Raw genomic sequence first — 21,062 nt, forward strand, 5'->3', positions numbered from 1 at the left:
GCCGTTCGGCGCGCGCCGGGATCCTCGTCGCCGGATCAGCGAATCGCCGCGACGGCCTTGAGGATTCGCGTCTCCGAGATCGGCCCGCGGGTGCCGAGGTGCTGCGCGAACAGGCTGACCCGCAACTCCTCCATCATCCACGAGACCTCCACCACGTCGGCAGCCGTGGCCCGCTCCTCCGGCAGCCGGGCGAGCAGTCGGTCGTACTCGGCGTAGACCCGGTCCAGCACGTCCATGCCCTGCCGGTCGCGAAGCGCGCTCGCCGGCAGCGATTCGAGCCGGTGTGCCGCCGCCGCCAGGTAGCGGGGCAGGTCGGCCAGCCGGGCACTGCCGAGTTCGGCGACGAAACCCCGGAACAGCAGCGAGGTCAGCTGTTCACGCACGTCCTCGGCGGCCTCGCCGCGCACCCGTTCGAGCAGCACCTCCACCTCGTGTGCCCTGGCCAGGGCGGGGACGACGAGCTTCAGCAGCGCCGCCACCCGGCCCGGCAGCTGGGCCCGCACCACCTTCGCCAGCGCGGTGAACTCGTCCGGTGTGCGCACCGGCTTGCCGTGCCGGGCGATCAGCTCGTCCACGGCGCACGCCCGGCAGTCCTCGAGCAGATCCTCGAACGAGCCGTCCGGATTGCGGCCGAGCGCCAGCCGTTCGCCGTTGCTCAGGCCCGACGTCGCGGCGCGCGCCTGCATCGGGACCGCCTCGAGCAGCAGAGCCCGCAGCCCGGTGCGCATCGCGGCCTGCTGCGCGTGCGGGGTGCTGAGCACCCGCACGGCCACGCCACCATCCTCGGCGACCAGCGTCGGATATCCGGTCACCTGCTGGCCGGCGACGGTGCGTGTGACCGTGGGCTCGAGGGTGCCGAGCGTCTCGGCTGTCCATACCAGTGCCGGCGCGCGCTCGGTGCTCGACGCCGCCCGGGAGACCTCGGCCTCGACACGGTTCGCCAGCTGCCTGCGCAGCGCGGTCAGGCTCTTGCTGCGCGCGAGTACGGCGCCGCGTTCGTCGACGGCCGCGAACGTCATCCGCAGGTGGTCCGGCAGGGCGGTCGGGTCGAAGTCGCTCGGCTCGATCCGCGCCGCGCCGAGCCGCGACAGCTCCCGCGCCATCGCGTTGACGAGCGGCTCGGAGCGCGGCTGCACGGACGCGAGGGCTGCCGCAGCGAAGTCCGGTGCCGGAACGACTTGGCGGCGAAGATGCTTGGGAAGCGTCTTGATCAGGGCGGTGACCAGCTCGACCCGCATACCGGGTACCGACCAGTCGAAGCCGACCGGCCGGACCCCGGCCAGCAGCGCGACGGGAATGCGGACGGTGACGCCGTCCTCCTCGGTGCCGGGCTCGAACTGGTAGGTGAGGGGGAACTGCAGATCGCCCTGCCGCCACGCGTCGGGGTAGTCGCCGCCGAGGACGGTGGGCGCCTCCTGGTTGACCACCGTTTCCGGGGTGAAGGTCAACAGGTCGGGATTCTTCTGCCGCTCCTTCTTCCACCACGCGTCGAAGTGCCGCGCCGAGACGACCTCCGGTCCGACGCGCTGGTCGTAGAACTCGAACAGGGTCTCGTCGTCGACGAGGATGTCGCGCCTGCGGGCCCGGTGCTCGAGCGCCTCCACGTCCTCGAGCAACTCACGGTTGGCGTGGAAGAACCTGTGGCGCGTCCGCCATTCGCCCTGGACGAGGGCATGCCGGATGAACAGCTCGCGTGAGGCCTCGCGGTCGATCGGGCCGTACTGCACGGGCCGTTGCGCGACCAGGGGAATGCCGTAGAGCGTGACCCGCTCGTAGGCCATGGCGGCCTCGCGCCTGGTGGACCAGTGCGGTTCGGAGTAGGTGCGCTTGACCAGGTGCGGGGCGAGCTTCTCGGCCCATTCGGGTTCGATCCGCGCGGTGACCCGAGCCCACAGCCGCGACGTCTCGACCAGCTCGGCGGCCATCACCCAGCGCGGCGGCTTCTTGGACAGCGACGAGCCGGGGAAGATCGCGAACCGGGTCCCGCGCGCGCCGAGGAAGTCCCGCTTCTCGCCCTCACGCACGCCGACGTGCGAGAGCAGCCCGGCCAGCAGCGACTGGTGGATCGCGTCGTGGCCGACGTCCTGATGCCGCGTCTCCCACCCGAGGTTGAGGGTGATCTGGCGCAGCTGGCCCTGCAGATCCTGCCATTCCCGGATCCGCAGCCAGTGCAGGAACTCGTCGCGGCACATCTTGCGGAACCGGCTGGACGACAGTTCCTTCCGTTGCTCCTTCAGGTAGTCCCACAGCTTCAGGTACGCAAGGAAGTCCGAGCCCTCGACGGCGAACCGGGCGTGCTTCTCGTCCGCCGCCTGCTGGAACTCGGCCGGCCGTTCGCGCACGTCCTGGATCGACAGCGCCGCAACGATGATCAGGACCTCGCGCAGGCACCCGTTGCGGTGACCCTCCACGATCATCCGCGCCATGCGCGGATCGACCGGCAACAGCGCGAGTTCGCGTCCGGTGCCGGTCAGTTTCGGTGGTTCGTCCTTCGACGGCGGTTCGAGCGCACCGAGTTCCTCGAGCAGCGCGACACCGTCGCGGACGGCCCGCGGGTCGGGGGCCTCGACGAATGGGAACGAGGCGAGGTCGCCGAGCCCGAGCGCCGTCATCTGCAGCACGACCGAGGCGAGGTTGGTGCGCAGGATCTCCGGTTCGGTGAACTCGGGGCGGGCCTCGAAGTCCTCCTCGGAGTACAGCCGGATACAGATGCCGTCGGCGACGCGGCCGCAGCGGCCGGACCGCTGCCGGGCGGAGGCCTGCGAGATCTCCTCGATGGGCAGTCGCTGGACCTTGGTGCGCACCGAGTAGCGGGAGATCCGCGCGGTGCCGGGGTCGACGACGTAGCGGATACCGGGCACGGTGAGCGAGGTTTCGGCGACGTTGGTGGACAGCACCACTCGCCGGCCGGTGTGTGGGGTGAACACCCGGTGCTGCTCGGCGGCGGACAGCCGCGCGTACAGCGGCAGGATCTCGGTGCCCCGTAGCTTGCGGTCGCGCAGCGCGTCGGCGGTGTCGCGGATCTCGCGTTCACCGGAGAGGAACACGAGGATGTCCCCGTCTCCCTCGGCGCAGAGTTCCTCGACCGCCTCACAGACGGCATCCACCGGGTCGCGGTCGACGAGCGCGTCGCCCACCTCGACCGTCAGGGGACGGTACCGGATCTCGACCGGATAGGTGCGGCCGGAGACCTCGACGATGGGCGCGGGCGTGCCGTCGGCCGCTGCGAAGTGGTTCGCGAACCGTTCCGGGTCGATGGTCGCCGAGGTGATGATCACCTTCAGGTCCGGCCGCCGGGGCAGCAGTTCCTTGAGGTAGCCGAGGATGAAGTCGATGTTGAGGCTGCGTTCGTGGGCCTCGTCGATGACGAGGGTGTCGTAACGGCGCAGCAGCCGATCGCGCTGGATCTCGGCGAGGAGGATGCCGTCGGTCATCAGCTTGATCAGCGTCGAGTCCGACACCCGGTCGGTGAACCGGACGGTGTAGCCGACGGTGTCGCCGAGTTCGGAGTCGAGTTCCTCGGCGATGCGCTCGGCGACCGCCCGGGCCGCGATGCGGCGCGGCTGCGTGTGCCCGATCAGGCCGCGGACGCCGCGGCCGAGTTCGAGGCAGATCTTCGGGATCTGCGTGGTCTTGCCGGAGCCGGTCTCGCCGGCGACGATCACCACCTGGTGGTCGCGGATCGCGGCGGCGATGTCGTCCCTGCGCTGCGAGACCGGGAGGTTGTCGGGGTAGGTGACCGTCGGCACGCCGGCCGCCCGCGCCGCGAGCCGCAACCGCGCCTGCTCGATCTCGTCGGCGATCTTCGCCAGCGCCTCGGGTCCGCGGGCGCGGTCGAGCCGCCGGCGGATGCGGTGCTCATCGCGCAGCGATACCTCGGTGAGGCCTGCCTTCAGGTCGCGACGGGTCGCCCCGGGCGGGGCGGGGGAGCGCGGGGTCTCGGGTGAGGTGGACATGCTGAATCAACAGCCTAGCGAAGCGCGGACCGTCGCCGCGCGGCACCCGCGGACCGTCGCCGCATAGGATGGCAATTTCATCGCCGTTCGTGGAACAGGAGCAGATCGTGGGCGCGTTGTGGCACGGGTTCGCAGACATGGGTGTCGTCGAGCGGGACGGTGCGTTCGTCGTCGCGCGCGGAGAGGGCGCCTACATCTGGGATTCCGCCGGCACCCGCTATCTCGACGCGACCGCCGGCCTGTGGTTCGCGAACGTCGGCCACGGCCGCTCCGAGATCGGTGACGCGGTGGCGGCGCAGCTGGCGAAGGTGGCGCACTACTCCAACTTCGGTGACCTCGCCGCGGAGCCGACCGTCGAGCTGGCCGAGCGGCTCGCGACGATCGCTCCCGTTCCCGGCAGCAAGATCTTCTTCACCTCGGGCGGTTCCGATTCGATCGACACCGCGGCCAAGCTGACGCGCCGCTACTGGCAGGAGATGGGCCGGCCGGAGAAGACCCTCGTCGTCAGTCGCGAGAAGGCTTACCACGGCATGCACGTCGGAGGCACGTCGCTCGCCGGGATCCCCGTCAACGCCGAGGGGTACGGGAACCTGTGGGACGACGCCGCGAAGGTGGCCTGGGACGACGCGAAGTCGTTGCTCGCCCTCATCGAGCGGGTCGGCGCGGACCGGATCGCGGCGTTCTTCTGTGAGCCGATCATCGGCGCGGGTGGGGTGTACCTGCCGCCGGAGGGCTATCTCGCCGAGGTCCGCGACATCTGCCGCGAGCACGACGTGCTCTTCGTGGTCGACGAGGTGGTCACCGGCTTCGGCCGCATCGGCGGGTCGTGGTTCGCCTCTGGCCGGTTCGGACTCGAACCCGACCTGATCACCACGGCGAAGGGCCTCACCTCGGGGTACGTGCCGATGGGCGCGGTGTTCGTGGCGCCGAAGGTGGCCGAGCCGTTCTTTGCCGGCGGGGTGTGGTGGCGGCACGGCTACACCTACGGCGGGCACGCCGGTGCCGCCGCGGCTGCCCTGGCGAACCTGGACATCATCGAGCGCGAGAACCTGCTCGACGAGTCGGCGCGGTTGGAGCGGACCCTGCACGAGAAGCTGTCCCCGCTGGCCGAGCACCCGCGCGTCGCGGAGGTCCGCAGTGGTCTCGGCGCCGTCGCCGCAGTGCAGCTCGCCGACCCGGGTGAGGCGCTGGAGTTCGTGAAGGCGCTTCGGCGGCACGGGGTTTCGAGCCGGGCGGCGGGACAGGGTGCGCTGCAGATCTCGCCGTCGTTCGTGATGACGGACGAGCAGGTGCAGGGCCTCGTGGACGGGTTCTCCTCGGCCCTGGGTTGATCGACGATCGAGCGGCGCCGACCGTTCGGCACCGGCACCGCGGGTCGCGTCAGCGGCGGGGGCGGAGCCGTTGCAGCACAGTGCAGATCCGCTCGCGCAGTCCCGTGGGCACGTCGTCCAGCGGTACCGCGCCCTGCGTGTCGTGCGCGGCGGCGACGCGGGCGTAGCGGTCGTGGAGCACCGTGCGTACCTCGTCGGGCGTGTGGGCGCGTCGTCTGCGCTCGTCGCGCGCGACGACTGCGCCCGTCGCCGCGACGCCGACCACACCGGCGAGTCCGACGAGCTTCCACCACTGCCTGCCCTTCAATGCCATGGGCGCGAGCCTAGACGGTAGGGATTGGGCTGGGGCCGCGCTCACCTGGGACCGATGCTCGCCACCGTCGATCGGCGCGATCGCCCGGACGCTCCGGCCGAACAGTGTGCCTCAGGGCCTGTCCGGTACTCCGTTGCGTCCCTGCGCGGCCGTATCCGGCTGCGGGCTTGTCCGGAATTCGAATCGGCTGCCGACGGCATTGGGGTGGAAGGCGTCCGGGAGGGCGGTGAACAGCGCGTGCTGCGCCTTCCACGACGTGCAGTGGGCGGGCACGACCACGGCCGGATCCGCCGCGGCGAGGGCGGTCACCGTCCGGGGGACGATCGGGCCGTCGCGGAGATGGAACCCGCCGAGGACGGCATGGAGCCGGCCGACCCCGGTGAGCCGCTCGGCGTGCTCGAGGATGTTGATCAGCCCGGCGTGCCCGCATCCGGTGAGCACGACGAGTCCCCGGTCGCGTAGGTGCAGGACGACGGCCTGGTCGTCGTGGATGAGCGGGTCGGGCCGCCAGCGGCCGTGCCGGTGGGCTTGATGGCCCGGCATGCCGGTCTCGTACTCGGTGGTCCGGGCGATCCGGCCGGTCACCAGGAGCATTCCGTCCAGCAGGAAGGAGGGGCGCCGGTTGTCGACGACGACGAATCCCGCGCCCTCGATCGCCGCGCGGCTCGGCGTCGGTAACTCGAAGGCGCCGTCGGGACCGACGATGCGCCGCCTCGTCCAGAAGTCGGGGTGCACGAGGATCGGCAGGTGCCGGGAACCGAGCCGGCGGGCGAGGCCCTGCAGACCTATGACGTGGTCGAAGTGGCCGTGGCTGAACACGATCGCCTCGATGCCGTCCGGGGAGATCGCCAGCCGATCGAGATTCGCCATCAGGCCGTCCGGCGTGGCCCCCGCGTCGTAGAGCACGCGGTGCGTGGTTTCGCCGACCCGGACCTCGATCAGTACGGAGAACCCGTGCTCCGCTCGGAGGAGGTCGACAGTCCGGAATCCGACCGCCAGATCGCTGGGGACGATCGGGAGCGGACCTGCCGATCCGGCCGGCCCCCAGCGGCGGACGGGCCCCACGTCGGGCAGCAGCACGTCGGAGGAGTTGTCCACCAGCGTCGTCACATCGACCGCGTCGACCGGCCGGAGCTCCACCCGTACGGGGTCCCGCTCCGGCAGCTGTCCGGCGGATCGTCGATCGCGGGTCTCCGCTCCCGTCCTCACGCCCTCCTCCTTCCGGTGGATACGGTGAAACAGCCTTCGGCCGGCCGGGCCGTCAGTGCTCGGGGCCGAGGTCGGTGAAATCGGGACGGAAGGGCGCCTCGCTGCCCGTCCGCAGATCGAACGTGCTGCGGTTCTGCGTGAGAATGTCCGTGCCGTAGACGTGGATCGAGATCGCATCGGTCCCGTCGAGTGCCTCCACCGAGTGGATCGTTCCGTCGGGAACGACGGTCACCGTGCCCCGCGGGTTCACGAAGGTGTCGGCAACCTGGAGCCGGGCCCTGCCCGGCACACTCCCGTCGTCGAGCCGGCGATACCACGTCTCCCGTTCCCGGCCCCGATACACGCCGACCACGGCCCACGCGCCGTGATTGTGCGCCGGAGTGCTCACTCCGGCCTTGAACACCGCCACCAGGATCGACAGGTGCCCGTCCGAGGCCCGGTAGAGGGGGTACAGCACCCAGTCCCGCGTCTCGGGACGCTCCTGGTACTGCGGGTCCAGCCAGTCGCTGTCGTCGGCGACTGCTGCGGCCAGAACCGCACGGACCGCCTCCGGTCCGTCGCGCAGTGCGGACGCCTGTCGGAGGCGGGGGATCAGATCGTGGATCGACTGCCGGTGGCCGACTTCGGTGTGCCTGTTCATGATGCACCTCCTGCAACCGCTCTCGAAGAGAACGGTATGCGCACAACAGTGATGAATGCATCGGTACCAGTACGGACGTCGCGCGCCGTCCCGGTGGTGCCGGGCGCCGGCTCACAGACCGAATTCGACCGCCCGCCGCACCAACTCCACCCTCGAGTTGATGCCGAGCTTCGCGTAGATGTTGGCGAGGTGGGTCTCCACGGTTCGCTCGCTGATGAACAGGCGCCGGCCGATCTCGGGGGAGCTGAGTCCGGCGACCGCCAGCGCGCCCACCTCCCGTTCGCGGGTGCTCAGGGCCTCCGGCCCCCAGGCCGGGCGGTCCCGGCGGCCCCGCCGTACCCCCGTCAGGAAGGCCTCGATCTCGATCAGCACCGCGTCCATGTCGCCGATCCAGGGCCAGTGATCGATCCCGGGCAGTTCGACGAGTGTCGCGCCCGGAACGCGCGCCGCGACGTAGCGGGAATGCTCGACCGACAGCCACGGATCGTCGACGTGGTGGAGCAGGAGCGTCGGCACCCGAATCTCGTGCAGCCTCGGACGAAGATCGGTCGCGGCGCAGAGCCGGAACAGGTCCCGTGCCTGCGCCGGGCCCGCCGCCGCCCGGGCGTGACGCGCGAACCAGGATCGATACCGCTCGTCCCCGGCCAGGGTCGGATTCATCGACGCGATGCCGGAGCCCGTCGCCCACCCCTCGTCGATGCCGGCCAGGACCGACGAGAAGAACTCCTCGCTCCACCCCGCCGCATACCCGTCGTCCTCCAGGAGCCGGGCATGGGCGTCCCACAGGATCATCGAACGTGTGCGGCCGGGGTACTTCAACGCGAACGAGGTGCAGATCCCGGCGCCGACGGCGACCCCGAACAGGGTCGCCCGCCGGGACCCGGCGGCGTCCATCACGGCGCGGATGTCCTCGACGCAGGCGTCCATGGACACCTCCTCCCGCGGCACGTCCGACAGGCCGGTGCCCCGCTTGTCGAACCAGATCAACCGGGCGAACGACGCCAGGCCGCGCAGGAAACGCGCGAAGAACCGCTCCTCCCAGGCGAGGTCGAGGTGCGAGACGAATCCCGGAACGAAGACGAGGTCGGGTCCCGCCTTGCCCAGCACCTGGTACGCGATGCTGACATCCCCGCTGGCGGCGTACCGGACCTCGTGGTCCATCCCTGCACCGTAGCGCCGTCTGCCGCGCTGTCAACCTCGGGTGAGGCGCAGCGAGGCGGGGCAGCGACGGCGGGCCGGCCACCACCTCCCGTGCTCGGCGGCCGGATCCCGTTACCTCCCCGCGTGAGAGGCTGTCGGTCATGCAGCAGCGGAGCTCAGCGCAGTCCCGGATCACCCTCGACGAGGCGGTGGAACTGACCCGCACCGGCGACCTCTGGATCTTCCGCGGCAGCAGCCACGCCGACCGGGCGATCCAGACGCTGACCAACGCCCCCGTCAACCACGTCGGCATGGCGGTGGTCCTCGCTGATCTGCCACCGCTGATGTGGCATGCCGAGCTGGGCAGGAGCCTGCCGGACATGTGGACCGGCCGGCACCACCGCGGTGTGCAGCTGCACGACCTGCGCGAGGCGGTGCAGGTGTGGAGTGCCCGGTACGGGCAGCGCGGCTGGCTGCGCCAGCTCGGCGTCGAGGTGACGCCGGAGCAGGAGGATCAGCTGCTGCGCACCGTCGCCCGGCTGGACGGCACGCCGTTCCCCTCGACGGGCCGGCTGGCGGGGCGCTGGTTCGCGGGCCGGCTGCCGTGGCGGAAACGCACGTCGGATGCGGGTCTCGAGCGCGCGTACTGCGCCGAGGTGGTGGGCGCGACCCTGGAGGCGATGGGGCTGCTCGAGCAACGCGGGCGCGGCAGCAACTGGTACGACCCCGGACGGTTCTGGAGCGGGGACCGGTTGCCGGCCGCGCCCGGGGTCGCATGGGGGCGCGAGATCGAGGTCGTGCCTCCCGAAAACGGGTGAGGGGCTGGTGCGCTCGGTCGCCCCGCCGGAGGTCCACGCCGCCGGATAGGCCCGTTTGCCGGGCCCGCGCGACGACTTCGCGGGATCATGAGCCCATGTCGCGTCCCGCCATCGCACTGCAGGTCTACGTCCTCGACACGCCGGACCCGTCCGGGCTGGCCTCGTTCTACGCCGTGCTGCTCGGCTGGGACATCGACGACGCCGCCACCGACGACGACTGGGTCCAGTTGCGCGCCCCGGCCGGCGGGGGCCTGGCGTTCCAGCTGGCCCCCGAGTTCACCCCGTCGACGTGGCCGGACGACCGGGTCGGGCTGCAGGCACACCTGGACCTCGAGGTCGACGACCTCGACGCCGCGGAGGAGTGGGTGCTGCGGCACGGCGCAACCCGCGTCGTCGGGCCCAACCCCAGCCCGACCTTCCGCACCTACCGGGATCCGAGCGGCCACCTCTTCTGCCTGGTGCGGTCCGCGTGAGCGGTCCGTGTTCCGGCCCGGGGCCTCCCGGGCGGCTACCGGCGCCGGCGCGCCCGTCCGGCGCTCTTCGGCCGGCCCGCGTTTCCGCGGCGGGTCTTCGGCTTCTTGTCGCCGACCACCTTCTTCGGCTGCGATCCCTGCCGCTCCCCGCGCCGTTTCTGCTTCGGCTGGGACTCGTCCTGCCGGCCGCGGGAGCTGTTGGCGGTGCGGCCGCGCACGATCCCGACGAACTCCTCGACCAGATCGGTGGTCCGCGCCGAAAGCCACACCAGGCCCACCTGCGACTGCGGGGCATCGGTCACCGGCCGGTACGTCAGATCCTTGCGGTGGTACAGCCGGGCCAGCGACTGCGGCACGACCAGCACCCCCACCTCGGAGGCGACGTACGACACGGCCGTCTCCGTCGTGGCCGGGCGCTCGAACGCCGCCTCTCCCGGCAGGCGCGCCCAGTCCAGCACGTCGTCGCGCGGATGCAGCACCGTTTCCTCCGCGAGATCGGCGACGCTCAGTTCGTCGACGGCCGCGACGGCATGCTCCTCGGGTACCACCACCACCGATACCTCGGTGTAGAGATTGATCACCGACAGCCCCTCGCGCGGCAGCGGCAGCCGCAGCACCGCCGCGTCGACCGTGCCGTCGCGCACCGCGGCCTCGCCGTCGGCGGCGTCCACGGGCACCAGCTCGAGGGGGACGTCGGGTATCCGCTCCGCCCACACCCGCACCCATTTCGCGGGGGTGACCCCGGGGACGTAGGCCAGCCGGAACACCGGGGCGGACTCTTCGCTCACCCGCTCAGGCTAGCGGCCCGTGCGTCCAGCGTCCGCCGAGCATCGTGCCCCACACCGGCATCGCGGCCAGCTCCGCACCGGAGCGGGGCAGCGTGTCCGCGTCGAGCACCACCAAATCGGCGACGTCGCCGACGGCGACGCGGGCACGACCACCGGTGGACGCGGCCAGCGCCACCTGCAGGTCCAGTTCGTGCTCGCGGTGCCAGACCCGGCCGTCGGGCAGCGTGCGGTCGATCGCGGCGGCCAGCGTCCGCCACGGATTCAGGGGCGCGACCGGCGCGTCGGAGCCCAGTACCAGCCGCGCCCCGGCCGCGTGCAGCGTCCCGTACGGGAAGGCGCGGTGCGTGCGGCCGGGCCAGTACCGTTCGGCCAGGTCCACGTCGTCGTACACGTGCGCCGGCTGGATGCTCGCCGTCACACCCGACCGGGCGAACCGCGGGAAGTCGCGCTCGGCCACGAACTGGGCGTGCTCGACGCTGCCGCGCGCCCCGGTGGCGGCGAACGCGTCGAGCACGTGCTCGCAGGCGTGGTCACCGATCGCGTGGATCGCGCTCTCGACCCCGTGTTCGTGGGCGTGGCGCATCAGCGGCTCGAGCCGTTCCGGCGGCACCGACAACATCCCGTGCCCGCCGTCGGGATACGGGTCGTGACAGTAGGCGGTGCGGGTGCCGAGCGATCCGTCGACGATCACCTTCAGCGGACCCACCGTCGCCAGCCCCGCGGTGCCGGGTACCACGTCGCCGGTGCGCATGCCCGCCGCGATCGCCGCGTCCAGCCACCGGGGCCAGATCCCGCACCGCACACGCAGGTGCCGCGTCCCGGCGCCGATGCGGCGCCTCCACGCGGCGAGAGTGTCCGCGATCTCGAAGTCGACGACGCCCACCACGCCGCGGGCGGCGGCCGCCCGGGCCGCGGAGTCCACGAGGCGATCGCGCACCTCGTGGTTGACGCGCTGGATCTCGTTCATCAGCGGCATGAACTCGGTTTCCCGCAGCAGCCCCGTGGGGTGTGGATGCAGCGAAAAGCGCTGTAGCGCAGCAGTATTGAACCAGGCGCTGTGCAGGTCTGCGCTGAACGCGACGACCGGCCGGGCGGGGGCGATCGCATCGAGCGCCGCAGCGGTGGGCGTGTCCGGCCACAGCCCGTCGCGGAAACCGTGCGCGACCACGACGGGGGCGTGGTCACCGGCCAGGCGGGCGGCCACCAGCGCGACCGCGTGCGCGGCCGACGTCGCGCCCGACAGGTCGAGCGCGGCCTGCGCGAGGGTCCACTGGTCGAAGTGCACGTGCGCGTCCCACAGGCCCGGCAGCACCAGTCGCCCGCCGGCGTCGACGACCTCGGTGCTGCCCGCGATGTCACCGCCGATGCGGTCGCCGGTGATCGGCAGGTCGACCGGGCCGGCACCGGGCGCCGTGCGGGCGCCACGCAGGACGAGGGACGGCGGCACCGCTCAGCCCTCGACGATCTCGAACTCGTCGAACACCACCTCGCCGGCCGCGTCGGACTCGGCGAGGTTCACCTCGCCGAGCAGCGCCCAGCCGTGGTCCCCGGCGGGGTCGGCGAGGGTCTGCCGGACCCGCCACAGATCCTTCTCCTCGACCACGGTGAACAGCTGCGGGCCCCGCGCGTCGGGGCCGGTGCCGATCTCGTCGTACTCCTCGAAGTACAACTCGAGCAGGTCGGCCCAGTCCTGGGCCTCGAGCCCGTCGCCCAGCTCGGCGAGCTCGTTCCACCGTCGCCGCGACGCCAGTTCCACCCGCTTGAACATCGCATTGCGCACCATCACCTTGAACGCCCGCGTGTTCGCCGAGATCGGTTTGGGCACATCCGCGCCGAATGCCACCTGCTGATCGTCGGATTCGACGCCGGGGTTGGTGAGCGACTCCCACTCGTCGAGCAGGCTCGAATCGACCTGGCGGATCAGCTCGCCCAGCCACTCGGTGAGGTCTTCGAGTTCCTCGGTGCGGGCCGCGTCCGGAACCGTCTGGCGCAGCGCCCGGTAGGCGTCCGCGAGGTAGCGCAGCACCAGTCCCTCCGAACGGGTCAGGCCGTAGTGACCGACCAGTTCGGCGAACGTCATGGCCTTCTCGACCATGTCCCGCACCACCGACTTGGGGGACAGCGGGAACTCCGAGACCCACGGATGCCCGGCGCGGTACGTCTCGAACGCCGGCTCGAGGAGTTCCGCCAGCGGCTTCGGCCAGGTGATCTCCTCGAGCAGCTCCATGCGCTCCTCGTACTCGATGCCGTCGGCCTTCATCTGCTGCACGGCCTCACCGCGCGCGGCGTGCTGCTGCGCCATGAGGATCTGCCGCGGATCGTCGAGCGTGGACTCGATCACCGACACCACGTCCAGCGCATAGGTGGGGGAGTCGATGTCGAGCAGCTCGATCGCGGCGAGCGCGAACGGCGACAGCGGCTGGTTCAGCGCGAAGTCGCGCTGCAGGTCCACGGTCAGCCGCGCCGTCCGGCCGAACTCGTCGGGCTCGTCGAGCTGCTGCACCACCCCGGCCTGCACCAGCCCCCGGTACAGCGAGATCGCCTTGAGGATGTGCCGGCGCTGGGCGGGGCGCGCTTCGTGGTTGTCCTCGAGCAGATGGCGCATCGCCTCGAAACAGCTGCCGGGGCGGGCGATCACGTTCAGCAGCATCGAATTGCTCACGGAGAAGCGCGAAGTGAGCGGCTCGGGGGATGCGGCGACGAGCTTGTCGAACGTGCCCTCGCCCCACGAGACGAATCCCTCGGGCGGCTTCTTGCGCTGCACCTTGCGGCGCTTCTTCGGGTCGTCACCGGCCTTGGCGAGGGCCCGCACGTTCTCGATCTCGTGCTCGGGCGCCTGCACCACGACGGTGCCCATCGTGTCGAATCCGGCACGGCCGGCGCGGCCGGCGATCTGATGGAACTCGCGGGCCTTGAGCTGCCGGGTCCGGGTGCCGTCGAACTTCGTCAGGCCGGTCAGCAGCACCGTCCGGATGGGCACGTTGATGCCCACCCCGAGGGTGTCGGTCCCGCAGATGACCTTCAGCAGCCCGTCCTGGGCCAGCCGCTCGACGAGCCGCCGGTACTTCGGCAGCATCCCGGCGTGGTGCACGCCGATGCCGTGCCGCACCAGCCGCGACAGCGTCTTGCCGAAGCCGGTGGAGAACCGGAACGCGCCGATCGCCTCGGCGATCGCGTCCTTCTCCTCGCGCGAGCACATGCTCACGCTGGTCAGGGCCTGCGCCCGCTCCAGGGCGGCGGCCTGGGTGAAGTGCACGACGTAGACGGGGGCCTGGTGCGTGGTGACCAGTTCCTCGATCTCTTCGCCGATCGGCTTCTGGGAGTAGGTGAACGACAGCGGCACCGGCCGCTCGGAGCCGGACACCTCGGTGGTGGTGCGGCCGGTGCGCCGGGTCAGGTCCTTCTTCAGGAAGGTGACGTCGCCGAGGGTCGCCGACATCAACAGGAACTGCGCGCGGGGCAGTTCCACGAGGGGCACCTGCCAGGCCCACCCGCGGTCCGGCTCCGAGTAGAAGTGGAACTCGTCCATCACCACCTGGCCGATGTCCGAGCCGGCGCCCTCCCGCAGCGCCAGATTGGCGACGATCTCGGCGGTGGCGCAGATGATCGGGGCACCGGGGTTCACCGAGGCGTCGCCGGTCATCATCCCGACCCGATCGGCGCCGAACACCTCGCACAACGCGAAGAACTTCTCGCTGACCAGCGCCTTGATCGGGGCCGTGTAGAAGGTGCGCGTACCGGTGGCCAGGGCGAAGAAGTGCGCGCCGAGCGCCACCATCGACTTGCCCGACCCGGTGGGCGTCGCGAGGATCACGTTCGACCCGGAGACCAGCTCCAGCAGCGCCTCCTCCTGCGCCGGATACAGCGAGAGGCCGCGCCCGGTCGTGAAGGTGGTGAAGGCGTCGAACAGCGAGTCCTCGTCGACGATGTCGGGGGTCAGATCCGGAAGCAGCACCGCTCCAGGCTAGTTGTTGCCGCCGTGACCGCGCCGACGCGCCGTGTGCGGCAGGCCGGCGCGCGGTGGCCGACGGGTCCTGCCGCCCGCGCCGGTCTCGACGGCTGCACCTGCCGGAGCGGGCCGACGGCGACGTGCGACGGCGTTCGAGGACTCGGCGCGGGGCGTCGTGGGCGGCGGGTCGCTCAGGTGGCGCTGCGTTCGTCGGCGCCCATCGCGCCGAGCACGGCCCTGCGGGTGGCCGGACCGCCCGTGATCTGGTTCTCGCTGACGCCGTTGATCAGCAACTCGCGCCAGCGTTGCTCGTCGAACACGAGGGGTGCGGTCGAGTCGAGGAACTCCTCGACGACCCGCAGGAACCGGATGGGGTCGTCCCGGAACGGGAAATGGCCGGCGCCGCGGAAGACGTCGAGCCGGGAGTTGGGCATCGCCGAATGCGCCAGGTAACCGTGACTGACCGGGATCACGCTGTCGTGATCTCCCCAGATCAGCTGCACGGGCAGGTTCTCGGTCAGGTAACAGCGGTCGAGCATCGTCACCACCTGGCCGCGCCAGTCCACGACGGCCCGCAGCGTGCGCAGGAACGCCTCGTACGCGGTGGGATCGGGCAATCCGCTCAGGACCCGGATCAGATCCGAGGTGTCGTGCAGGAAGGGGCCGGGCCGCAGCGGCGTGTCGTGCAACTGTCCGAGCAGGCCGCCGGCGATGCGTACCGCGGGCAGGGCGCCGGGCAGCCGCAGCAGCTTGAGGACCTCGCTCAGGCCGGGCATGGACAGCAGGCGCAGCGCCGGGTGGACGTCCTTGGTGACGCCGCCGGCCGAGACCAGGATGAGCCGGTCGACCATCTGCGGGAACTGGTACGCGAACTGCATCGCGACGCCGCCGCCGAGGGAGTGCCCGACCACGGTGACGTGCTCGATGTCCAGGACCGAGAGCAGGTCGCGGACGCCGTTGGCGTACGCGGCGACCGAGTAGTCGGCGCGCGGCTTGTCGGAGCGGCCGTGGCCGAGCAGGTCCGGTGCGATGACCGTGTACTTGCGGGCCAGGTGCGGGATGACCTCCTGCCAGGTCGAGGAGTTGTCGCCGATCCCGTGGATCAGCAGCAGCGCGGGGCCCTCGCCGGCGAGTCGGAAGGCGCGACGGTAGCCGTGGATGGTGCGGAAGACCATCCGCGTCTCCGCGTCCGGCACCGGCCGGAGCGTGCGTGTGCGCGGTGTACCCATGTGCGTCTCCTGACCGCCGGTTCCTCGTCTACCTGTGGTGTCCGAGGCGCCGGACCGTCTCCGGCCCGACCCTTCAGCTCAACTCGTCGAACTGAGCGTACTGACTGTATGTGACCTGCACAACGCGAAGTGTAACGAGAGAGTAATGATCCGGGGTCGGACAGGCGGCGATTCGAACCCGGTCAGGCGGAGGGGTCCGCGTCGCCGGGCTGTCCGTTCCCGCCGCGATCCTCGTATTCGGCGAGGAACCGCTCGAACTCGGCACCGATCTCCTCGCCGGTCGGCAGGTTCTCGTCCGTCGGCAGCTGGGCGGCCTGCTGCTCCTGGGCCGCCACATAGCTGTCGTACTGCCGCTCGAGTCCGCGGACCACCGCCTGCACCTCCTCGTTCTGGGCGATGTGCTCGTCGATCTGCTCACGCACCCGTGCGGCGGCCTCGCCGAGCGCGGCCAGCGGCAACCCGAGGCCCCCGGCTTCGGCGACGTTCTCGAGCAAGGTCTCGGCAGCGCCCGGGTACTCGGTCTGCGCCAGGTAGTGGGGCACGTGGACCGAGAACCCCACCGACTCGTGCCCGTGCTGCGCCATCCGCAGCTCGAGCAGCGACGACACCCCCGCCGGCACCTGCAGCTCGCCCGTCCAGCGGTGGTGGTCGGCGATCAGGTCCTTGTTCGTCGAGTGCGCCGTCACGCCCAGCGGACGGGTGTGGGGGATCGCCATCGGGATCGCGCTGATCCCGATCGTGCGCCGGACCCCGAACTGCTCGGCGAGCAGGCGCACCGCCGTGATGAACCGCTCCCATTTCAGGTCCGGTTCCGCGCCGGCCAGTAACAGGAAGGGGGTTCCGGCCGTGTCGATCAGGGCGTACAGGTTGAGTTCGGGGGCGGCGTAGTCGGAGAAGTGATCCGCCTTGAACGTCATGGTCGGCCGCCGGGACCGGTAGTCGATCAGCTCGTCCACGGCGAACGACGCCACGAGTTCGCTTTCGAGGCTCTCGCGCAGGTGCGTGGTGGCGAGCCGCACCGCATGCCCGGCGTCGGCGAACCCCTCGAGACCGTGCACCAGCACGGGACCCTCGCCGTCGGCAGACGTCAGCTGCGGAGCGGGGAACTCGAGCTCGTACATGCGGGACTGGTCGTCCATGCGAACATCCTCCGTTCGATCCGGGGCGCCGTGATACCGCCGGGTCACCGGCGTGGCATGGTGGAGTTCGAGTCTAGTTGAACTGGTGATCAGCTTCCGCCGGGGCACGACCCCGGCGGGACGCGACAGCGGAGGTCCGGTGGCAACCCACAGCGCAGGAGACGACGTCCGGACGCCGCGCCGCCCCCGGACCCCGCCGGTGCCCTTCCGCCGGCTGGGCGCGACCGTGATCGGGGGCGCGTTGCTGCTCGCCGCCGGGTGCTCGTCGACCGTCGACGGCACGCCACAGCCCGAGCCGGCCGCACTGGCCACGACGGACGAGGCCGGCACCGCGGGCCGGCCCCTCGCCGAACTGCTGCTGCCGCCCGAGCAGTTCCCCGAGCCGTACGACGCGGTGGTGCTACCGCCGCAGGCGGTCGCCCAGGCCGCTCCCGACCTCACCGGAGTCCCGGAGGGGGCCAAGGTGGATCCACCCGGATGCCTGCCGCCGCCGCAGAACTACGGCCCGGACGGGACTGCGATGGTGGTCGGCACGGACAACGACAGCCGGGCCACGATCTCGGTCGAACTCGTCGCTGTCACCGACGACCTGGCCGCCTACCGCGACCGTCTCGTCGAATGTCCCGTCGTCGCGGCGACCCGCCGGGGCGTCACCGCCACGGTGACGACCACGGTCGACCCGTCGGCGCCGCCGGCCGCCGCGGGGGTGGCGACCCTCGCGTTCACCCGCACCGTCCGCTCGGGCGAGGGCCGGGAGGTGGTCACCCAGTCGATGACCAGCCGGATCGCCCAGGTCGACGACGTGCGGGTGCTGGTGACGTACATGTCCTTCGGTGCGGGGCCCGCCGACACCGCCACCCTGGGCCGGGTGTTCGAGGCGAGCGTGGAGCGCGTGCGCGTCGGCTGACGCGGCACGCTACCAGCCGGAACCGACATCGGGCGGCCGGAACTCCTGCGGCCGCAGTACTTGTCCACAACCGGAGCGCTCGTCCCCAGATTCCGCGGATCCGGGTCGCGCGGCCCCCGAGGGCACCGGTCGTCGGGGACAGTCGGCGCATGACCACATCGACTTCCTCGCCCCGGCCGCTGCGACTCGCCGATCCGGGGGATCTGATCGCCGCCGTGCCGGCCATGCTCGGCTTCCTGCCCGCACGGTCGCTGATCGTGCTGAGCCTCGCGTCCGATGCCGGCGGCGGGCGCGACGGTGCCCGGTCCGCGACCGTCGGCGCCGTCATGCGCCACGACCTGATCCTGCCGCCCGGCGAGGACGATCCGGTGCCGGCTGCGATGCGCGACGTCTTCGACCGATTCGGTGCGCTCTGCGATCGGGAGGGCGCCGACGCCGTGCTCGTCGTCCTCGTCGACGACCGTCTCGACCACCCCGACGCCCCCGCCGTCGCCGCGGCCTGCCGACTGCTCGACGACTTCGCCGTCCGCCTCGACCGGCGCGGGGTTCGCATCGCCGGAGCACACGCCGTTTCCGAGGTCGCTTGCGGCAGAACATGGTTTGCGCTCGTCGGCGGTGCGCGCGGGACGGTCCCGGACCCGCAGGCCTCGCCCGTCGCCGCCGCCCGCGTCTTCGAGGGCGGGGCGATCCGGCGGTCCCGCGCCGAACTCGCCGATCTGCTCACCCCGCTGCCGATGCCCGGGCGCATGCAGGTTGCCGACCACATCGACGAGGCGATCGACGCGCGTGACCTCGCCTACGAACTCGCCGTCCGCGCCGGCGGCCGCGACCGCGCCGACCGTCAGGAACTCGAGGCCGTGCTGGCCCACATCGCCCGGCACGACGACGGCGCCGAGCTGCTCGCCCCCGAGCTTGCCGAACTCGCCGTCCTGCTGTCCAATTCGACCGTGCGCGACGCCGTGATGGCCCTCGCGGCGGGCGCCGAGGCCGACACCGCCGAACGGTTGTGGGTCACGCTCACCCGGCGTCTCCCGGACCCGGAACGAGCCGAGGCCGCCGCCCTCGTCGGCTACAGCGCGTACGTTCGGGGCGACGGACCGCTCGCCGGGGTGGCCCTGGGGGTCGCACTCGAGTCCAACCCGCGGCACCGGCTCGCCGACCTCCTCGACCAGGCCCTGCAGGCCGGGCTGCGGCCGCACACCGTGCGCGGCCTCGCCGACACCGGCTACGAGATCGCCGCGCGGCTCGGGGTGCGAATGCCCCCGCCCGCACCGGCGGCGTGACCGCCGGGACGGCGCCGGCTCAGCGCCGTGCCGCGTGCGACCGGTCGCCGAGTTCCTGCAGGTAGACCCACGCGTCGGCGACGATCTCGTCGAGGCTCGTGTGCTGCGGCTTCCAGCCCAGTTCCTCGACGGCGCGGCGGCTCGACGCGATCAGCACGGCCGGATCCCCGGCGCGCCGGGGTGCATCGACCACCGTGATCGGCAGGCCCGTCACTCGGCGGCACGCCTCGATGACCTCCCGGACGGTGAAACCCTCGCCGCTCCCGAGGTTGTAGACGGCGTGCTCGCCGGGCCGGGCGGCCGCCAGTGCCAGCAGGTGGGCGTCGGCGAGGTCCTTGACATGGATGTAGTCCCGCACCGCCGTGCCGTCCTTGGTCGGCCAGTCGGTGCCGAACACCGAGATGTGCTCGCGCTGGCCGAGAGCCACCTGCAGCACGAGCGGAATCAGGTGCGTCTCGACCACGCGGTTCTCGCCGGCACCGTGGTATGCGCCCGCGACGTTGAAGTAGCGCAGGCTCGTCGCGGCCAGACCGTACGCCTGCGTGTACGACGAGATCGCATGGTCGATGGCGAGTTTCGTGGCGCCGTACGGGTTGGTGGGCCGGGCGGGTGCATCCTCGGTGATCGGTACCCGGTCCGGCTCGCCGTACGTCGCCGCCGTCGACGAGAACACCAGCCGCGGTGTTCCCGAGGCGCGGATCGCGTCCAGCAGGGCGAGGGTCGCGACGACGTTGCCGTGCCAGTACTTGTCCGGATGCTCGACGGACTCGCCGACCAGGGACTGGGCCGCGAAGTGCAGCACCCCGTCGAACCGGGGCTGTGCACCGCCGCCGAGCACCTCCGCGGCCGCGGTCGCGATGTCGCCCTCGACGAACTCCGCGCCGGCCGGGACGGCGTCGGCGTTGCCGGTGGACAGATCGTCGAGGATCACCACCTCGTGACCCTGCTCGAGCAGCACCGTGCTGCAGACGCTGCCCACATAGCCGGCACCGCCGGTAACCAGAAGCCTCACGCTGGGACCCTTCTTCGCCGGCCCGCGCGGGGCCGGCGAAGAAGGGGCCTGTCTCAGACCTGCTTCACCTGCACCGCGTGGGCCATCTCGTCGGAAAGTTCGAAGCCGTCGTGGCCGGGCACGTTGATGACCACCGACCCCGGCTTCGTCTCGACTGTAACGCGTGCGTCGGGGACGATCCCCGCCTCACGCAGCCGCCCGATCACCTCGTGATCGGACTGCACGTACTCCGCCAGCCGGCGCACGACCACGGCGGTCGGCTTGCCCGGCGGGATCTCGGTGAGCCGCACCAGCCGCTCGTCCGCCGCGGCCGGGCGGTCCAGGCCGAGCTGGTCCAGTCCCGGAATCGGATTGCCGTACGGCGAGGTCGTGGGGTTGTGCAGCACCTCGACGAGGCGGCGCTCGACCTCCTCGCTCATCACGTGCTCCCAGCGGCATGCCTCGGCGTGCACGTTCTCCCAGTCGAGACCGATCACATCCACGAGCAGCCGCTCGGCGAGCCGATGCTTGCGCATGACCGACACCGCCAGGTCGCGGCCCTTCTCGGTCAGCTCGAGGTGCCGGTCGCCTGCCACGCGCAGCAGCCCGTCCCGCTCCATCCGGGCGACGGTCTGGCTCACGGTCGGTCCGCTCTGTTCCAGGCGTTCGGCAATGCGCGCACGCAGCGGCACGACGCCCTCTTCCTCCAAGTCGTAGATCGTCCGGAGGTACATCTCCGTGGTATCGACCAGGTCCTTCACTCTCACACCCCTTCGTCTGCGGCCGATTCTAACCGGGCGAAACCCCCGGCGGGCGCACCTCGCGCGGCGCCGCCCGGCGGGGCCTGCGGCAGGCGCGCCGGGGCCCTGCGGCACTCGCATCGCCCCGGACGGCGC

At 71.5% G+C, this 21,062-nt stretch carries 17 protein-coding genes; 5 read left to right on the forward strand and 12 right to left on the reverse strand.

The window, feature by feature from the left end; translation table 11 throughout:
- Positions 1-35: 35 nt before the first annotated feature.
- Positions 36-3,956 (reverse strand): ATP-dependent RNA helicase HrpA, encoded by a 3,921-nt coding sequence (gene hrpA, locus KZJ41_RS13265; protein ID WP_029543375.1) that lies wholly within the window; start codon positions 3,954-3,956, stop codon positions 36-38.
- Between the two features lie 68 nt (positions 3,957-4,024).
- On the opposite strand from hrpA, the gene KZJ41_RS13270 reads away from it, so the two are divergent.
- The gene (locus tag KZJ41_RS13270; protein ID WP_006935041.1) at positions 4,025-5,287 is read left to right on the forward strand and encodes an aspartate aminotransferase family protein; all 1,263 of its coding nucleotides are present in this window, start codon (positions 4,025-4,027) and stop codon (positions 5,285-5,287) included.
- A 49-nt stretch (positions 5,288-5,336) separates the two neighbouring features.
- On the opposite strand, the gene KZJ41_RS13275 is transcribed toward KZJ41_RS13270, so the two are convergent.
- From KZJ41_RS13275 to KZJ41_RS13290, 4 genes are all read right to left on the reverse strand, one after another.
- Entirely contained in the window at positions 5,337-5,600 is a 264-nt protein-coding gene (locus tag KZJ41_RS13275; RefSeq protein ID WP_006935037.1) for a hypothetical protein, read from the reverse strand.
- A gap of 111 nt (positions 5,601-5,711) precedes the next feature.
- Positions 5,712-6,809 carry an MBL fold metallo-hydrolase gene (locus KZJ41_RS13280; protein ID WP_231385898.1) on the reverse strand — a complete coding sequence of 366 codons (1,098 nt, stop codon included), beginning with the start codon at positions 6,807-6,809 and terminating at the stop codon, positions 5,712-5,714.
- A 52-nt stretch (positions 6,810-6,861) separates the two neighbouring features.
- Positions 6,862-7,449, reverse strand: a complete 588-nt coding sequence (locus tag KZJ41_RS13285; protein WP_006935034.1) for a cysteine dioxygenase family protein — start codon at positions 7,447-7,449, stop codon at positions 6,862-6,864.
- A gap of 111 nt (positions 7,450-7,560) precedes the next feature.
- Positions 7,561-8,610 carry an alpha/beta fold hydrolase gene (locus KZJ41_RS13290; RefSeq protein ID WP_006935033.1) on the reverse strand — a complete coding sequence of 350 codons (1,050 nt, stop codon included), beginning with the start codon at positions 8,608-8,610 and terminating at the stop codon, positions 7,561-7,563.
- 140 nt (positions 8,611-8,750) lie between these two features.
- Between KZJ41_RS13290 and KZJ41_RS13295 the strand changes: the two genes are divergently transcribed.
- Together KZJ41_RS13295 and KZJ41_RS13300 are read left to right on the forward strand one after the other, a co-directional pair.
- Positions 8,751-9,407 carry a hypothetical protein gene (locus KZJ41_RS13295; RefSeq protein WP_029543381.1) on the forward strand — a complete coding sequence of 219 codons (657 nt, stop codon included), beginning with the start codon at positions 8,751-8,753 and terminating at the stop codon, positions 9,405-9,407.
- Between the two features lie 95 nt (positions 9,408-9,502).
- Entirely contained in the window at positions 9,503-9,880 is a 378-nt protein-coding gene (locus KZJ41_RS13300) for a VOC family protein (RefSeq protein WP_006935029.1), read from the forward strand.
- A 35-nt stretch (positions 9,881-9,915) separates the two neighbouring features.
- Here KZJ41_RS13300 and KZJ41_RS13305 read toward each other — a convergent pair whose 3' ends face one another.
- From KZJ41_RS13305 to KZJ41_RS13325, 5 genes are all read right to left on the reverse strand, one after another.
- Entirely contained in the window at positions 9,916-10,668 is a 753-nt protein-coding gene (locus KZJ41_RS13305) for a LysR substrate-binding domain-containing protein (protein WP_006935028.1), read from the reverse strand.
- Between the two features lie 4 nt (positions 10,669-10,672).
- Positions 10,673-12,115: an amidohydrolase gene (locus KZJ41_RS13310; protein ID WP_029543383.1), complete on the reverse strand. Its 1,443-nt coding sequence runs from the start codon at positions 12,113-12,115 to the stop codon at positions 10,673-10,675.
- Between the two features lie 3 nt (positions 12,116-12,118).
- Positions 12,119-14,623: an RNA helicase gene (locus KZJ41_RS13315; protein WP_029543384.1), complete on the reverse strand. Its 2,505-nt coding sequence runs from the start codon at positions 14,621-14,623 to the stop codon at positions 12,119-12,121.
- Between the two features lie 185 nt (positions 14,624-14,808).
- Positions 14,809-15,846 carry an alpha/beta fold hydrolase gene (locus KZJ41_RS13320; RefSeq protein ID WP_006935025.1) on the reverse strand — a complete coding sequence of 346 codons (1,038 nt, stop codon included), beginning with the start codon at positions 15,844-15,846 and terminating at the stop codon, positions 14,809-14,811.
- A gap of 182 nt (positions 15,847-16,028) precedes the next feature.
- On the reverse strand, positions 16,029-16,985 hold the full coding sequence (locus KZJ41_RS13325; RefSeq protein ID WP_006935021.1) for a proteasome assembly chaperone family protein: 957 nt from the start codon (positions 16,983-16,985) through the stop codon (positions 16,029-16,031).
- A 139-nt stretch (positions 16,986-17,124) separates the two neighbouring features.
- Between KZJ41_RS13325 and KZJ41_RS13330 the strand changes: the two genes are divergently transcribed.
- On the forward strand, positions 17,125-17,892 hold the full coding sequence (locus KZJ41_RS13330; protein ID WP_065923484.1) for a hypothetical protein: 768 nt from the start codon (positions 17,125-17,127) through the stop codon (positions 17,890-17,892).
- A gap of 149 nt (positions 17,893-18,041) precedes the next feature.
- Complete coding sequence (locus KZJ41_RS13335; RefSeq protein WP_102800590.1) at positions 18,042-19,175, forward strand: DUF4192 domain-containing protein; 1,134 nt, start codon at positions 18,042-18,044, stop codon at positions 19,173-19,175.
- 19 nt (positions 19,176-19,194) lie between these two features.
- Here KZJ41_RS13335 and galE read toward each other — a convergent pair whose 3' ends face one another.
- The gene (gene galE, locus KZJ41_RS13340) at positions 19,195-20,187 is read right to left on the reverse strand and encodes a UDP-glucose 4-epimerase GalE (protein WP_251550885.1); all 993 of its coding nucleotides are present in this window, start codon (positions 20,185-20,187) and stop codon (positions 19,195-19,197) included.
- Positions 20,188-20,240: 53 nt separating this feature from the next.
- Entirely contained in the window at positions 20,241-20,927 is a 687-nt protein-coding gene (locus tag KZJ41_RS13345) for a metal-dependent transcriptional regulator (protein WP_006935008.1), read from the reverse strand.
- Between the last annotated feature and the right edge of the window lie 135 nt (positions 20,928-21,062).

It is taken from the genome of Rhodococcus sp. 11-3 (assembly GCF_023704055.1).
GTDB classification, from domain to species: Bacteria; Actinomycetota; Actinomycetes; order Mycobacteriales; family Mycobacteriaceae; genus Rhodococcus; species Rhodococcus aetherivorans.